Genomic DNA, 15,071 nt, shown 5'->3' with positions numbered 1-15,071 from the left:
TCAGCCGATCCTTCCGCTCGCTGGAAGTGCCGTGGCCATGGTGGCTGCCGCCTGCGCCGCGGCGACCGCGCGCAGGACGCGATCCTCGCTGCCCTCGCCGCGCTTGAACTCGTCCACGATGCGGCCGTCCGCCACGACGAGGCATCGGTCGGCGATGCCGATGATCTCCTCCAGTTCCGAGGCGACCACCACCAGTGCGACGCCCTTCTCCGCGAGATCGACGATCAGCCGGTAGATCTCGTGCCGTGTCGAGGCATCGACCCCCTTGGTCGGCTCGTCGAGCAGCAGCACGCGCGGCCCGCTCATCAGAACCCGCGCGAAGAGGAGCTTCTGCTGGTTGCCGCCGGAAAGATGCGCGACGGAAGACTGCGGCGATCGCGCCTTGACCGCGAGCGAGCGCATCGCCGCGAGCACGGCGCTCTTCTCCTTGCGATCGCTGACGATTCCGCGCGACGCGAGCGGACCGAGATTGCCAATGGTGATGTTGGCGCCGACCGGCAGATTGAACAGGAGGCCGTCGCGCTTGCGGTCCTCGGTCAGGAGCGCGATCCCGGCGGCGCGTGCATCGCCCGCCTTGCGGATGGTGACCGGCCGGCCGGCGATGGCGATTTCGCCGGCAAAGGGAATGCGGCCGTAGATCGCGTGAAGGATCTCGGTGCGTCCCGAACCGAGCAGGCCGGCGAGGCCGAGGATCTCGCCCGGCCGGACGTCGAAGCCGACATCGCTGACGCCGCGATTGACGCCGAACCGACCGGCGATGGTGAGATTGCGCACAGAGAGCAGCGGCGGGGCGGGCGGGGGCGGCTCGTGATGGGGATAGAGTCGTTGCAGCCGCTGGCCGGACATGGCGAAGATGAAGCGCTCCGCGTCGAACGCCTCGCGGCCGATCTCGGCCGCGACCCGCCCGTCGCGCAGCACCGTCGCCCGGTCGCAGATCGCCAGCACTTCCGGCAGGCGATGGGTGATGAAGATCATCGTCGAGCCCTGCGCCTTGAGTCGCCGCAGCACGGCGAACAGCCGCTCGACCTCGACGCCCGAGAGGGAGGCGGTGGGCTCGTCCAGCATCAGCACGCGCGGGCGGAACGACAGCGCCCGCGCGATCATGACGAGATGGCGCTGCGCGGCGGTGAGGCTCGCCACCAGCGCCCTGGGATCGATGGCAAGGCCAATCTCGGCGAAAAGCGCGCGCGTCCGCTCCTCGAGCCGGCGCTGGCTGACGAGGACGCCGGCGCCGAGGCCGGTCTGGCCGGCGAAGACGTTCTCGGCAACCGTCAGCTGCTCGAGAACCTCGATCTCCTGCGGCACATAGCCGACGCCTTCGGCGCGCGCGTCGGAGGTCGAACGGAAGCTCACCGGCCGCCCGGCGACGCGGATGTCGCCGCTGAAGGATCCGGCGGGATGGACGCCGTTGAGGATCTTCACGAGGGTGGACTTGCCGGCGCCGTTCTGGCCGAGCAGGGCATGGATTTCGCCGGCACGCACCGTGAGATCGACCCCGCGCAGCGCCTGGACGCCGGCGAAGCTCTTCACGACGGCCCGCGTCTCGATGACGGGTGGCGACGCCGTGTCGCCGCTCACGCCAAGATACGCTGATGACGTCCTGTCTTCCATCATGGTCACCCGTCATGCCCGGACCTGTCCCGGCCATCCACGTCTTGCCTTGCCGCGGCGGAGAGGAAGTCGTGGATGGCCGGGACAAGCCCGGCCATGCCGACCTTCCAAGGCACTCTTCTTCGGGACGGACTACTGCCCGGCGCTGTCGAGCATCTTGTAATAGGGCTCAAGATCGCCCGCCGTCAGCACGGCCGCCGGCAGCGGATTGAGGTAGGGAACCGTCTTGCCCTCGGCGAGGTGGTTGGCGAGCTCGGCCGTCTTGGCGCTTTCCTCGTAGAGCGGCTGCGCCACCACGCCCCAGGCACCGCCCGCCTTCACGATGTCGAGGTTCTGGCGGATATAGTCCATGCCGACGATGACGAGACCCTCGCGGCCGGCCTTTCGCGCCGCGCCCGACCAGGTCTGGATGCCGTTGCCGGTCGTCGAGAAGGCGGCGTTGACGTCGGGATTGCCCTGCAGCAGGGCCACGGCCTTGGCCTCGGCGGAGGACGGCTCGAAGCCTTCCATCTGCGTGTCGAGGATTTTGATGTCGGGATACTTCTCGGCCATCGTCTTGCGGAACGAGTCCGACATGACGTTCTCGGTGTCGTTGGACGAGCCCTGAGTCAGCGCGATCACGCCCTTGCCGCCGAGCTTGGCGCCCATGGCCTCGGCCGCCGCCTTGCCGGCGCTCGGAATGTCCTCGCCGGTCGCGGCCTTGAGGCCGGGCACGCTGCCCTCGGCCGGCAGAACGTGCCAGGTCACGACCGGAAAGCCTTCCTGGCCGAGCTTGCCGATGAAGGGATAGATTTCCGGGCCGGGGCCATAGACGGCGATGGCGTCGAACTTGGTCCGGGCCATGGCCGCTTCCGCGAGCGGGATCGAGGCCGAGACGTCGTAGTTCGTCGCCGAGGGGTTGCCCACGACCTCGCAGGTGTTGCCCAGTTCCTTGCACTTGGCGAGGAAGCCGGCCTGCATCAGCCGGTGCACGGGATGGTCGCGCATCGGCTGGACCCAGAGGATGTTCTTGCCTTCGGCCAGCGCGGCGCCGCCGCTGCCCGCGAGCGCCGCCAGCGCCGTGAAGCCGGCCAGCGCGATGCGGATGGTCCTGGATGTGGTCTGCATGCTCTCCTCCCTGTGATCGGCCCGGCGCGACCGGGCCTTCTTCTTGGTTCCCTCCGGGCGTCGAAGGCCCGGTATTCCCTAGGGCTTGGCGGGGCTCGCCGGCTCGGCCGGCGGCTCGCTGCCGGAGCCGGCGATGAAGGTGCGGCGGCGCAGCACGTCGAGACCGACGGCGATCACCATGATCAGGCCGACGGCGATCTGCTGCCAGTTGGCGTTGACGCCGATCACCACGAGACCGCTGGTGACGACCTGCAACAGCAGGATGCCGATGAGGCCGCCCGCCATGGTGCCGGCGCCGCCGAACAGGCTGACGCCGCCGACCACCACGCCGGCGATGACGGTGAGCTCCCAGCCGGAGCCGATCGATGTGGTGCCGCTGGACAGATCGGCCATGACGAACATGCCGGCGACGGCCGCGAGCATGCCGACGGTGACGAAGGCGCCGATCTTCATGCGCGCGGTATCGATGCCGACGAGGCGGGCCACCTCGGGATTGCCGCCGGTCGCATACATGTTGCGCCCCAACACGGTGCGGCGGAGGACGAAATCGGCGCTGATGGCGGCGACGACGAAGAAGACGAAGCTCCAGCCGAGGCCGAACACGAAGCCGGCCATGCCGATCTCGCCGATCACCTTGGGCAGCGGATAGACCGGATAGCCATTGGTCACGACCTGGATCAGCCCCTGGCCGATGAAGAGCATGCCGAGCGTCTGGATGAAGGCCGGTATGCGCAGCCGCACGACGGCAAGGCCGTTGACGAGGCCGACGAGGCCTCCGACCGCGACGCCGCCGAGAAGCGCGATCGGCACGGGCAAGGCCAGCGCCGTCATCAGCTTGGCACTCACCACGGCCGAGAGGCCGGCGACGGCGCCGACGGAAAGATCGAACTCGCCGCAGACGAGCAGCAGCGTCTGGCCGATGGCGATGATGCCGACGAAGGAGACGACGCGCAGGATGGCGCGGATGTTGCGCTCCGACAGGAAGGCCGGCTCGAGCACGAAGAAGAAGGCGACAATGACCACGAGCGCCAGCAGGACGCCGACCTCGCCGACGGCGACGAGTCGCGTCAGCCGGTCACGCATCGCGCGGCCGGAAGTCTCGGCCGTGGCGGGCCGTCCGACAGTTCGTTCCATTCACCCCTCCCTCGCCGGCCTCGCGTCCTCCACGCATCCTGGCCGACAGAGGCCGGTCTGACGCCGGCCTGCTCACATAACATCATGCTATTATAATTTTCTCAACCGGATTCGTGGGCGTTGAAGCACGACGGACCCGCCCTTCCCTGCGCGGGCGGAGAGCCTACACTGGACCCGCCGATTCACCGCCGGCGCGGCGGGGCGGCGCGAAGGATCGGGGCGGATCGGACGACCATGGCCGACAAGGGCAGCGACGACAGCGGCGAGGCCGGATCCCGGCCGTCGGAGGGCGGCGCGGCGGATGGGGAAACGCCGAAGAGGCGCAGCCCCAAGGGGCAGCAGCGGCTCGGCATGCGCGAGATCGCGCGCCGGGCCGGCGTCGCGCCCATGACCGTGTCGCGCGCCCTGGCCGATCCCGACAAGGTCTCGCCCGAGACGCGGGCACGGATCATGGCGGTGGTCGAGCGCGAAGGCTTCATCCGCAACCAGCTCGCCTCCTCCATGTCGTCGCTGAAGAGCCGACGCCGCATCATCGGCACCATGGTGCCGCCGCTGATCAATTCCGGCATCGCCGAGCAGGTGCAGGGCATGTCGGATGCCTGCCACGAAGCGGGCTACCAGCTGCTGCTCGTCCAGGGCGATTTCGACCGCGACGCCGAGGATCAGGCAATCCGGGCGCTTCTCGGCTGGCAGCCGGCCGGCCTCATCCTGCAGGCCTTCGTGCAGGCGCCCGGCGCCCGCCAGCTTCTCGAGGATGGCGATGTCGCCGTGGTCGAGATCAGCGAGGTCCGAGGCCGCGATCCGATCGACATGGCGGTCGGCGTGTCGAACTTCGACACCGCCCATGCGATGACCTGCCATCTCGTCGACAAGGGCTATCGCCGCATCGGCTTCGTCTCGACGCCCGCCCATGGCAACGACCGTCTGCAACAGCGCCGCATCGGCTACCGCCAGGCGCTGATCGACCGCGGCCATGTCTATCCCGCCAGCCTCGAGATCGAGGTTCCGATCACCTCCGCCGGCGGCGCCGAGGCGGTATCGGCGCTCGTCGCCCGCGACGCGGCGCTCGACGTCATCTTCTGCTCGAGCGACACACTCGCCATCGGCGCCGTGCAGGAATGCCACCGGCGCGGTTGGGCAATTCCCGGCCGCCTCGCCATCGCCGGCTATGGCGATGTCGACCTCGCCGCCCAGCTCTATCCGCCGCTCACCACCGTCCGCGTCGATCGCTACGGCATGGGCCGTCTCGCCGTCGACCAGCTGCTGAAGCGGCTGCGCGGCGAGGAGAACCTGCCACGCATCGTGCCGGTCGGCTTTTCGATTGTCGACCGCGCCAGCGCCTGACATCTAGCTGTTGCGCCGCGAACCGAGCCGCCGTTCCCACCCCTCCGAATGGATGTCGAGATAGGCCTTGGGGTCGTAGGGATGCGCCCGCGCGACCTCCTCGTTGAGCTCGATGCCGAGCCCCGGCGCATCGGGCAGCGAGAGATGGCCAGTCGCGGGATCGATCGACGGATGCCAGGTGACGAGGTCGCGCGTCCACGGGTCGTTGAAGGCGTCGAAATGTTCCTGGATCAGGAAGTTCGGCACCGCGGCGGCGAGCTGCAGGCAGACGGCGGTCGCGACCGGACCGCCCGACTGGTGCGGCGCGATGTAGCTGCCATGGGCAAGCGCGAGATTGGCGACGGCGAGCGTGTTGCCGATACCACCGAGCGACATCGGTTCCGGTTGAAAAATGTTGACTCCGCCTCCCTCTGCGAGCGTGAAGAACTGGCCCACCGTGTCGTACATCTCGCCGGTCGCGACCGGAATCGGGCTGGCGCGACCGACCGCATGCACCGTCTCCTGCCGGTCCCGCGTCGTCGGCTCCTCCCACCAGTAGAGATCGAGCGGCGCCAGCCGATGCGCGGCGCGGATCGCCTCGACCTCGGTGAACCGGGCATGCACGTCGATGAGCAGCAGCGTGCCGGCCGGAAGTTTCTCGCGCAGCGTCCGCAGGATGTCGTAGGCGAGGTCGAGGTCGTGCTTGCCGATGAAGCCGGAGGCGGTCCCGAACGGGTCGAGTTTCATCGCCTTAAAGCCCTTGGCGATCACCGCTTCGGCAGCGGCGAGAAAGGCCTCCGGGCTGCGCTCGGTCCGGTACCAGCCATTCGCATAGCCGAGCACGGTGTCGCGCATGCGCCCGCCGATGAGCTGGTGGATCGGTACGCCGAGCGATTTGCCCAGGATGTCCCAGCAAGCGACCTCGATCGTCGCGATCGCCGTGCGATGGATGTGGCCTCCGTCCAGCGAAACGCTGTCGAGCATCCGCTTGGCCAGCGCCGTGATGCGTCGTGGATCCTGGCCGATGACGAGATGCTCCAGCTCCCGGACCGCCGCCTCGGTGGTGCGAATGAAGCCGTTGAGCGTGCCCTCGCCGAGGCCGGTGATGCCGGCATCGGTGTGAACACGGACGAACAGCCAGTTCTTCCAACCCGCGCCGACGGTGAAGGTCTCGATCCCGGTGATCCTCATGCCCGTTCCTCGGCGCTGGCGACGATGTCGTCGACGGTGATGCGATAGCGTTTCTGCAGCGTCGGGACGGCGCCGCATTCCATGAAGCGGTCCGGCAAGCCGATGCGGCGGACGGAGCGCTGGATGCCGCGCTCGTGCAGCGCCTCGACGACCAGCGAGGCGAGGCCGCCGCGCATGACGTGGTTCTCCGCGGTGACGATGCGGTCGCAGCGCAAGGCGAAATCCGCGACCGCCTCGGCGTCGAACGGCTTCAGGCAGGGAACGTGGAGAACGCCGGCGGCAAGACCGAGCGCATCCAGCCGGTCGGCGGCGTCGAGCGCCCGCTCGGTCATGAAGCCCGTGGCGATGATGCCGACATCGCCGCCCTCGCGGAGCAGCCGCGCCTTGCCGATCTCGAAGAGGAAGCCTTCGGGCTGGAACACGACCGGCACCTTGCCGCGCAGCAGCCGCAGATAGACCGGCCCCGGATGCTCGGCCGCTGCCCGCGTCGCCGCGGCGATCTCGGTCGCGTCGCAGGGATCGATCACGACGAGGCCAGGAATGAGGCTCATCAGCCCAAGATCCTCGATCGCCTGGTGCGTGCCGCCATAGCCGGTGGTGAGGCCGGGCAATCCCGCCACGATCTTCACGGGAAGGCTTGAATGGGCGACGGCGATGGCGACGAAGTCATAGGCGCGGCGGGAGGCGAAGACGCCATAGGTCGTCGCGAAGGGCATGAAGCCGGTCCGCGCGAACCCGGCCGCGGCGGCGACGAGATTCTGCTCGGCCATGCCCATGTTGAAGAAGCGGTCCGGGAAGGCGTCGCGGAAGGGCAGGATGTCGGTGTATTTGCCAAGATCGGCCGTCATGCCGACGATCTCGGGCCGCTCGGCGCCGAGCGCCGCGAGGGCATGACCGAACGGCGCCTCGACGGTCGGGCGGACCCCGCTCACCTCGTCGACGCCCATCGCCCGGGTGAAGATGCGCTCAGTCATTGCGGACACCTTCCCGTTCCAGCTCGGCGGCGAGGGCGTCCCATTCGCCGGCATCGACGCGGATGAAATGGGCCTTCTCGCGGGCCATGAGGGTCGGAATGCCGAAACCCGGCCGCGTTCGGAGGACGATGGCATGCGGCCTGCCGTCTCGCTGCCGGGTGCGGGCGAGCGCGGCGACGACCGCTGCCATGTCGTTGCCGTCGATCTCTGCGGTCGAGAATCCGAACGCACGCCATTTCTCTGCCACCGGCTCCATGTCGAGCACGACGGCGCCATCGGCCTGGATGCCGTTGCAATCGATCAGGGCGACCATCCCGTCGAGGCCGAAATGCGACGCCGACATCGCCGCCTCCCAGGTCGCCCCCTCCTGCATCTCGCCGTCCGAAAGCTCGCAGAAGATGCGCGCGGGAGATCCGGCGAGGCGCAGGCCGAGTGCCATGCCGACCGCCTGGCCCAGCCCATGCCCGAGCGAGCCACCGATCATCTCCACGCCCGGCGTCGTGTCGAGCGTCGACATATCGAGCCGGCTGTCGTCCGCGCCATAGGTCGAGAGCTCGGAAAGCGGAAACACGCCGGCTTCCGCGAGCGCCGCCCAGAGCGCGATCGAGTAGTGCCCCGTCGAGAGCAGGAAGCGGTCGCGGTCGGGCGCGGCGAGATCACCCGGGTCCCAACGCAACTCGTGGAAATAGAGCGCCGCGAGCACGTCGGCGATGCCGAGCCCCTGCCCGACATAGCCTTGGCCGGGTCCCCGCGCCATGGTCAGCATGTGCCGTCGCATCGACAGCGCACGCGCGGCAAGCGCTCGGAGATCCGCACTTTCAGGCGGATGATTAGCTGGCAAAGCCATTGTCAGTCCCTGTCCAGTCCGCCGGAGAGGTTGAGCCGTTCGGCGGTCACATAGGGAGGCGCGTCCAGCGCGAGCCACAGGACACCTGCCGCGACCTCGTCGATCTCCGCGCGGCGGCCGAGGGGGACGCGGCGCGTGCGCTCGTCGAGGAAGGCCTCGACGTCGCTGCGGCCCTCGATCCTCGCGAGGTCGAGCTCCGTCGAGCGCTGCATCTCGGTGTCCATCATGCCGGGCGCCAGCGAATTGACGAGCACACCGAAGGGCGCGAGCGCCAGAGCGGCGGCCCGCGTCACCGCGTCGACACCTGCCTTGCTGGCGGCATAGGCGGTGTAGTTCGGCAGCGCCATGCGCGAGGCGGGCGAGGTGATGTTCACGATGCGGCCCGAGCGCTGGTCGCGCATCACCTCACCGGCCGCGGCCGTCATCATCGCCAGCGCGACGAGATTGATCGACAGCGTCTTGTGCCAGAGCGCAGCCGTCATGCCGAGAAACGGCTCGATGGCGCCATAGCCGGCATTGTTGATGAGGATGTCGAGGCGGCCGAACGCGTCGACGACCTGCTTTACGGCGGCGGCCGGGGCGCCGTCCGCGGTGAGGTCGGATGTGATGGCAATGGCAGAGGCATCGGCGGGGAGGAGCTTGAGCGTCCGCTCGAGGCCCGGGGCGCTGACATCGGCAAGGGCCACGGCGAGCCCCCGCTCGGCGAGCAGGGCGGCAAGGCGCTGGCCGAGCCCCGCCCCAGCGCCCGTTATCAGTACCGTTCTCACCTGATCCGTCACACCCGCCCCTCCATTTCGAGCGATGGTAACGGTACCATGTTCGCTTTGTCAACGCGGCAGACAGGCTCGACCGGCCACGCGCCTGATCGGCGGCAACACTTTTTGCGTGACTTATACAATTTAAGGTTGTATATCTGGTTGCAGATGGCGGGCACGTCACGTCAGACGCGTGGATCGCGCTCCGTCATCCCGAGAATCGGCGGACAGGATCGAGCCTGCACGCGATGTCTCCCGTGAGCGGCGCCCGCCATAGCGGCCCCCCGAAGAAGCAGAGGATTCCAATGCCATTCCGTGCCGACAAGTCCATCTGGCGGGGCAACAATTCGCCCGCCCTGGTCTGGACGATCCCCGAGGACGTGCCGATCACCGGCTCGACCTTCTATCTCACGATCGGCGCGTCGGGCTCGCTGCTCGTCGTGAAGGACACCGTGAGCGGATCGCTCGTGCTCAACCCGACATTGCGGGAGCTGCGCTGGACCTACACCACCGCTGAATCCCGGCTGATCCCCGCCGGCCAGATCGCCGAATACGAGATCGAGCGCCGCGCCGACGGGATCGAGATCACCGAGCTTTACGGCTTCATGACCGGCCTCGGTGGTCTCAACACCGATGCGAGTCCCGGCGAAGAGGCCTCGCTCGACTTCTCCAACCCCGACAATTCCAACCTCCAGCTGATGGGATGGATCTGACCATGACCGCTACGCTCACGACCAAGCAGATCAAGGACGGCGCCGGCAACGTCTTCGTCCAGCGCGTGCTCGACGTCTCCGGTACCGGCGAGGGTCCGTTCCTGCCGCTGACCGGTCTGGCGGACCCCGACGGCGACGGCCCGATCGATGTCGAGGCGCTCGCCAACGCCATCCTCGCCAAGCTCTCCGCCGACCCGGCCACCCAGACGACCCTCGCCGCCCTGCTCGCGGCGGTCCAGGCCCAGAAGACGGGCGCAGCCGGCGATCCGCAGGTCTCCGTCGGCCCCGCCAAGATCGTGACGGCGACGCTCACCCGTCCCGCCGATACCGCCACCTATGCTACCGGCGACCTCATTGCCAACTCGACGTCGGCCGGCTCGGTCACGCCGATCGCCATCGCCGCTGCGCGGGCCAACGACGCCACGGGTATGGTGCGCAAGGTACGCCTCGCCACCAGCAACGCCGCCTGGGCCAACAACACCGTCCGCGTTCATCTCTTCCGCAGCGCGCCGACGAGCTCGGTGGGCGACAACGGCGTCTTCGCCGGCTCCGTCAACGGCATCGCCTCGGTCCATCTCGGCTATCTCGACGTGACCTTCGACGCCGCCTTCTCGGACGGCGTCAAGGGCGAGGGCGTGCCGAACGCGGGCAGCGAGATCAACTTCGATCCCGCATCGGGCACGGCCAACATCTATGCCCTGCTCGAGGTGCGCGGCGCCTATGTGCCCGCGTCCGGCCAGACCTTCGCGCTCGCGCTCGAAGTCCTCCAGAACTGAGAGGGATCCATGTCTTCGCTCAACCAGAGGCGAGCGGCATTGTCCGGGGCGGCCAGACGGCCGTCCCGGTCCATGCAGTTCCGTGCCATGGCGGCGACCCGTCTCGTCGCCGAGATCGCCATGGGCAACAGCCAGCAGATGAAGGACGGCTACGGCTGGGACTATGGCTGGCCCTATGCGATGAACCAGTTCGTCCCGATCTACGCGACCTCGGTCTTCCCGCGTGGCGCAGAGAGCGCGGCCGGCTACAACGCCTCCTACGGTCAGCCCTCGAATGACGGCACGCGGCCGAGCCAGTTCGATCCGTTGCTCCTCCCCGGCCAGAAGGATCCGGCGCCGGGTCCGCTCGATGCCGGCTTCGGCTACCAGGAAACGGGCGACCCGGGCGACGGCGCCCGCCTCTTCGCCACGGGCGGCGGCGCCGACGGTCTCGACCACCGTCATCGTCTCCGGCTGCACTTCGCCTACGGCACCTTTCCGTCCGGCTCGGGAACGCTCCGTCCCCAGATCCGCATGGAAGCGTCGCCCTATACGCAGATCGCACAGTCGCCCGTCATCAATACCAATACAGGCGCCTACGGCATCACACGGGGCACGCTCGATCTGCCCGCCGATCCGGCGCGCACCTACGCGCTCGGCGCCCGGTGGCGCGCCACCGGATCGACGCTCACGGCGCCGGCGCTGCAATCCTGGATGCAGCTCGAGGACCGGGACGTTGCGGTCGGCTATTGCCTGACATCGATGTTCGCCGAGGGCGGACAGACGATCGAGGGAATGGCCGCCTACATCGCCAACATGGCCGATGCACAGCTGCGCAACATGATCACGGCCTGCGTGCAGATCCAGCTCGACCGCGGCCTGGTGCCGATGGCGATCTTCGCCATCCACGAGGGCGAGAACGCCCGCAACATGACGGACTCGAGCGCCGTCAACTATGTCGCGCAGTTCCGCATCATCTGGGAACGCTTCAAATATGGCTGGGAGAAGCTCTGCGGCTTCCCGCTGGCCAACCTCGCCTGCGAGGTCCGCTGCGGCGTGCCGATCTCCTTCCCGCAGGACGTCAAGATGGCGGCCTATGACGCGGCCATGGCGCGCTATTCACTGACCGATCCGATGGTCAGCCATTTCCGCTACGAGGATTCGACCTCGTACCAGTCCATGGTGGACAGCGGGCTGTTCCTCGACGGGCTGCATCTGACGCCGCTCGGCTATCAGGTGCTCGCGCTGAACGACCTGACGCGGAACATGCCGAAGGTGCCGGCGATCAACAAGGACCTTCCCGGCATCGGCGGCGTCCGCGGCCTCGGCCGCACGCTGACCGTGATCCCCGGCACCTGGTTCCAGTCGCCGACGCTGACCTATCAGTGGTTCGCCGACGGGATCCCGATCGCCGGCGCGACGGGATCGACCTTTGTCGAGACGTCCGCGGAGGCCGGCAAGGCACTGATGGTCGTCGAGACGGCAACGATCGCCGGCTTGCGGGCGACGGCGACGTCCCCGGAACTGCTCGACTTCACGTCGCTCGTCGCCAATTACCAGTCCGGGACCTACATCCTCGGATCGACGACCTATGCCGACGAAACGTCGTTCAACACGGCCGCCGGCATCACGAAGTCGGGCATCACCCGCGTCTCGACACCGGCGATCATCGGCCCCGAACTGATCGTGAACGGCACCTTCGACACCGACACGTCCGGCTGGACGGCGCAAGCCACCGTCTCGATCGCGGCCGTCTCCGGCAAAATGCGGGTCACCCGGCCCTCCGCAGGCCAGACCCAGTATGCCTACTACGGCGTCCCCGCCGAGATCGGCAAGGCCTATGTCGCCAAGTTCGATTCCTACTCGGTCAGCGGAAACATGGCAGACTGCCGGTGGGGCAACTCGGCCGGCAACAATCTGTACTTCAACACGGCTGTGCCGGTCGTCGGTTCCGTTCAGCACATTCCGAGCCGCGCAACGGCACTCTTCTTCGCAGCCGGCGACGCCAACGCGGCCCGTTCCGGTGTCAGCGATGTCGACAATATCTCGGCGCGCGAAGAGGCTCCGTTCCCGACCTATTCGGGCATCGCTCACACCGTCTATATCGAGGCGGTCACGGCCGGAACGCTTCCGAGCGGCGCCCACCAGGTTCTCTACCAGGAGGATATCAGCGCCGAGTCCAACAGGCGCCGGATCGTCTGGGAAACGGACGGCCACATCTGGGTGCGCTACACTGTGAACAATACGGATGTCGCCGCCCTGGATCTCGGAGCGGTCGCCGCCTCGACGGCGATCAGGATCGCCACGGCCTATGACCAGAACGACTTCGCGGCATCGTTGAATGGCGGCGCGGCAGTCACCGATACCGCCGGCAACTGCCCGGCGGCGGCGTTCCTGCGCATCGGACGGTCGTTCACCGGCGAGACCTGGGCGGGGAGCATCAATCTCGTCCACCACCGCAACACGCGTCTCTCGAACGCCAATCTCGTGCTGCTGACGAGCTGACGCGCAGGGAGGCGCCCCATGAGCGCCACGGACGCGCGGGCCGGCGGGACATCCTGCCGGCCCGCTCTTTTTTGGGCGTGCGCAGGCTCAGGACCGGCCGTGGTCGCGACGGCCGAAATCCGGCTCTGCCGTGTCCTGGCCGATCGCGACGATCGAGCGGCGGATCGCCCGGGTCCGCGTGAAGAGATCGAAGAGCGTGTCGCCGTCGCCGTTGCGGATTGCGCGGGTGAGCGTCGACAGATCCTCGTTGAAGCGGCCGAGCATCTCCAGCACCGCTTCCTTGTTGGCGAGGAAGATGTCGCGCCACATGGTCGGGTCCGAGGCGGCGATGCGGGTGAAATCGCGGAATCCGGAGGCCGAGAATTTCAGAACCTCGGACCGGATGCCCGATTCGAGATCCGAGGCCGTGCCGACGATGTTGTAGGCGATGAGATGCGGCAGATGGCTGGTGATCGCGAGGACCAGGTCATGGTGCTCCGCCGACATCATCTCGACATTGGCGCCCATCGCGCGCCACAACCGCGCGAGCCGGTCGACGGCCGCCGGATCGACGCCCGGCGCCGGCGTCAGCACGCACCAGCGGTTCTGATAGAGCTCGGCGAAGCCGGCATCCGGGCCGGAATGCTCGGTGCCGGCGATCGGATGACCCGGCACGAAGTTCACATGCGCGGGAAGATGCGGCGCCATAGCGCGGACGACGGCTGCCTTCACGGACCCGACATCGGAAACGACGCAGCCCGGCTTCAGATGCGGGCCGATCGCCTCGGCGACGGCGCCGCAGGCGCCGACGGGAACGCAGACGATGACGCAATCGGCGTCGCGCACCGCCTCGGCCGGATCGGCGAAATAAGCGTCGCCGAGGCCGAGTTCCTCGGCGCGCTTCAGCGTCGCCGGGCTGCGGGTGGAAATGGCGATCGAGCCGACGGTGCCGGCCTTGCGGCTCGCCAGCGCGATCGAGGCGCCGATGAGGCCGATGCCGATCAGCGCGAGGCGCGGGAAGATGATGTCGGTCATATGCGCCCGCCGTGGTTGCCGCCGCTCATGAATGCCTTCAGCCCCGCGATCGCCGCCTCGTTGGCCTCGGCCGAGCCGATGGTCATCCGGAGCGCGTTTCGAAGGCCGTAGCCCGCCACGCCGCGCAGCACGACGCCGCGCTCGAGCAGGAAGAGCTCCGCCTCGGCAGCCGTGTGCCCCGGTGTCGTCGGGAAGTGGATCAGCACGAAATTCGTGACGCTCGGCGTCACCTCGAGGCCGAGCGTCTCCAGGGCATGGCTGACGCGCAGCATCCATTCGTCGTTATGCGCGACGGACGCCTCGACATGGGCGCGGTCGCCGAGCGCCGCGACGCCCGCCTTGATGGCCGGGACCGAAATGTTGAACGGCCCACGGACACGGTTCAGCGCGTCGACGATCGCCTCCGGACCATAGAGCCAGCCGATACGCAGCGAAGCGAGGCCGTGGATCTTCGAGAAGGTCCGCGTCATCACCACGTTCTGCGACTGGCCGACCAGCTCGATGCCGCTCTCGTAGTCGTTGCGCCGGACATATTCGGCATAGGCCGCGTCGAGGACGAGCAGCACATGCGGCGGCAGCGCGGCATGCAGGCGGCGGATCTCGCTGAACGGCACATAGGTGCCGGTCGGGTTGTTGGGATTGGCGAGGAAGACGGCCCGGGTGCGGGGCGTCAGGCAGTCGAGGATGCCGTCGACATAGGTCGTGTAGTTCTTCTCCGGCGCGGCGACCGGTGTCGCCCCAGCCGCGCGAATGGCGATCGGATAGATGAGAAAGCCGTATTCCGTGTGGATCGCCTCGTCGCCCGGTCCGAGATAGGCGCGCGCAACCATGGCCAGCAGCTCGTCGGAGCCGTTGCCGCAGACGATGCGCGACGGCAAGATGCCGTGCGCGGCACCGATCGCATCGCGCAGTTCCGGCGCCGAGGCGTCGGGATAGATCTCGAGCCCGTCGCGGCAGGCGAGGAAGGCGGCGGCGGCTGCCGGGCTCGGCCCCAGCGGCGTCTCGTTGGCGGCGAGCTTGTAGAGCTTCGCCCCGCCGGTTGCCGTCGTGCGGCCCGGATCATAGGCGGCGATGTCGAGAATGCCCGGACGCGGCTCGGGGCGATCGCCCGGCTTGCGGATGTCGGGATCGCGCTTGGTCAT

At 68.2% G+C, this 15,071-nt stretch carries 13 protein-coding genes; 4 read left to right on the top strand and 9 right to left on the bottom strand.

The features are described from left to right. The 3 genes from QO015_RS14345 to QO015_RS14335 form a co-directional block, all read right to left on the bottom strand. Window positions 1-1,578 (bottom strand): sugar ABC transporter ATP-binding protein, encoded by a 1,578-nt coding sequence (locus tag QO015_RS14345; protein WP_266278593.1) that lies wholly within the window; start codon window positions 1,576-1,578, stop codon window positions 1-3. A gap of 165 nt (window positions 1,579-1,743) precedes the next feature. Beyond that, window positions 1,744-2,718, bottom strand: a complete 975-nt coding sequence (locus tag QO015_RS14340; RefSeq protein WP_266278594.1) for a sugar ABC transporter substrate-binding protein — start codon at window positions 2,716-2,718, stop codon at window positions 1,744-1,746. 78 nt (window positions 2,719-2,796) lie between these two features. Then, window positions 2,797-3,852 carry an ABC transporter permease gene (locus QO015_RS14335; RefSeq protein WP_266278595.1) on the bottom strand — a complete coding sequence of 352 codons (1,056 nt, stop codon included), beginning with the start codon at window positions 3,850-3,852 and terminating at the stop codon, window positions 2,797-2,799. Between the two features lie 234 nt (window positions 3,853-4,086). On the opposite strand from QO015_RS14335, the gene QO015_RS14330 reads away from it, so the two are divergent. After that, window positions 4,087-5,196 carry a substrate-binding domain-containing protein gene (locus QO015_RS14330; protein WP_266278596.1) on the top strand — a complete coding sequence of 370 codons (1,110 nt, stop codon included), beginning with the start codon at window positions 4,087-4,089 and terminating at the stop codon, window positions 5,194-5,196. A 3-nt stretch (window positions 5,197-5,199) separates the two neighbouring features. Here the strand turns inward: QO015_RS14330 and QO015_RS14325 are convergent, their stop codons facing one another. Genes QO015_RS14325 through QO015_RS14310 form a run of 4 tightly spaced genes read right to left on the bottom strand, consistent with a single transcriptional unit; the run spans window position 5,200 to window position 8,966 of the window. Next, a complete protein-coding gene (locus QO015_RS14325; RefSeq protein ID WP_266278597.1) occupies window positions 5,200-6,366 on the bottom strand; it encodes a mandelate racemase/muconate lactonizing enzyme family protein in 1,167 nt (388 codons plus the stop codon). Continuing rightward, entirely contained in the window at window positions 6,363-7,340 is a 978-nt protein-coding gene (locus QO015_RS14320) for a transketolase family protein (protein ID WP_266278598.1), read from the bottom strand. Before QO015_RS14320 ends, QO015_RS14325 begins: the two co-directional genes overlap by 4 nt. After that, window positions 7,333-8,187, bottom strand: a complete 855-nt coding sequence (locus QO015_RS14315) for a transketolase (protein WP_266278599.1) — start codon at window positions 8,185-8,187, stop codon at window positions 7,333-7,335. Before QO015_RS14315 ends, QO015_RS14320 begins: the two co-directional genes overlap by 8 nt. Before the next feature lie 2 nt (window positions 8,188-8,189). Then, window positions 8,190-8,966 carry an SDR family NAD(P)-dependent oxidoreductase gene (locus tag QO015_RS14310; protein WP_266278600.1) on the bottom strand — a complete coding sequence of 259 codons (777 nt, stop codon included), beginning with the start codon at window positions 8,964-8,966 and terminating at the stop codon, window positions 8,190-8,192. 281 nt (window positions 8,967-9,247) lie between these two features. Between QO015_RS14310 and QO015_RS14305 the strand changes: the two genes are divergently transcribed. From QO015_RS14305 to QO015_RS14295, 3 genes are all read left to right on the top strand, one after another. Continuing rightward, window positions 9,248-9,655 carry a hypothetical protein gene (locus QO015_RS14305; protein ID WP_266278601.1) on the top strand — a complete coding sequence of 136 codons (408 nt, stop codon included), beginning with the start codon at window positions 9,248-9,250 and terminating at the stop codon, window positions 9,653-9,655. Window positions 9,656-9,657: 2 nt separating this feature from the next. Beyond that, a complete protein-coding gene (locus tag QO015_RS14300) occupies window positions 9,658-10,431 on the top strand; it encodes a hypothetical protein (RefSeq protein ID WP_266278602.1) in 774 nt (257 codons plus the stop codon). A gap of 72 nt (window positions 10,432-10,503) precedes the next feature. Continuing rightward, window positions 10,504-12,915 (top strand): hypothetical protein, encoded by a 2,412-nt coding sequence (locus QO015_RS14295; protein WP_266278603.1) that lies wholly within the window; start codon window positions 10,504-10,506, stop codon window positions 12,913-12,915. A gap of 87 nt (window positions 12,916-13,002) precedes the next feature. Here the strand turns inward: QO015_RS14295 and QO015_RS14290 are convergent, their stop codons facing one another. Both QO015_RS14290 and QO015_RS14285 read right to left on the bottom strand, forming a co-directional pair. Then, on the bottom strand, window positions 13,003-13,929 hold the full coding sequence (locus QO015_RS14290; protein ID WP_266278604.1) for a prephenate/arogenate dehydrogenase family protein: 927 nt from the start codon (window positions 13,927-13,929) through the stop codon (window positions 13,003-13,005). Further along, entirely contained in the window at window positions 13,926-15,071 is a 1,146-nt protein-coding gene (locus QO015_RS14285; RefSeq protein WP_266278605.1) for a pyridoxal phosphate-dependent aminotransferase, read from the bottom strand. Before QO015_RS14285 ends, QO015_RS14290 begins: the two co-directional genes overlap by 4 nt.

It is taken from the genome of Kaistia geumhonensis, from assembly GCF_030815145.1.
Lineage (GTDB): Bacteria > Pseudomonadota > Alphaproteobacteria > Rhizobiales > Kaistiaceae > Kaistia > Kaistia geumhonensis.
The sequence above is the reverse complement of the archived record's forward strand: the minus strand, read 5'-3'. Positions and strand labels throughout refer to the sequence as shown.

Coding starts and splice junctions, on each gene's coding strand:
- QO015_RS14305 (WP_266278601.1), top strand. CDS start 9,248: ATGCCATTCCGTGCCGACAAGTCCATCTGGCGGGGCAACAATTCGCCC.
- QO015_RS14285 (WP_266278605.1), bottom strand. CDS start 15,071: ATGACCAAGCGCGATCCCGACATCCGCAAGCCGGGCGATCGCCCCGAG.
- QO015_RS14340 (WP_266278594.1), bottom strand. CDS start 2,718: ATGCAGACCACATCCAGGACCATCCGCATCGCGCTGGCCGGCTTCACG.
- QO015_RS14330 (WP_266278596.1), top strand. CDS start 4,087: ATGGCCGACAAGGGCAGCGACGACAGCGGCGAGGCCGGATCCCGGCCG.
- QO015_RS14300 (WP_266278602.1), top strand. CDS start 9,658: ATGACCGCTACGCTCACGACCAAGCAGATCAAGGACGGCGCCGGCAAC.
- QO015_RS14335 (WP_266278595.1), bottom strand. CDS start 3,852: ATGGAACGAACTGTCGGACGGCCCGCCACGGCCGAGACTTCCGGCCGC.
- QO015_RS14295 (WP_266278603.1), top strand. CDS start 10,504: ATGCAGTTCCGTGCCATGGCGGCGACCCGTCTCGTCGCCGAGATCGCC.
- QO015_RS14315 (WP_266278599.1), bottom strand. CDS start 8,187: ATGGCTTTGCCAGCTAATCATCCGCCTGAAAGTGCGGATCTCCGAGCG.
- QO015_RS14325 (WP_266278597.1), bottom strand. CDS start 6,366: ATGAGGATCACCGGGATCGAGACCTTCACCGTCGGCGCGGGTTGGAAG.
- QO015_RS14320 (WP_266278598.1), bottom strand. CDS start 7,340: ATGACTGAGCGCATCTTCACCCGGGCGATGGGCGTCGACGAGGTGAGC.
- QO015_RS14290 (WP_266278604.1), bottom strand. CDS start 13,929: ATGACCGACATCATCTTCCCGCGCCTCGCGCTGATCGGCATCGGCCTC.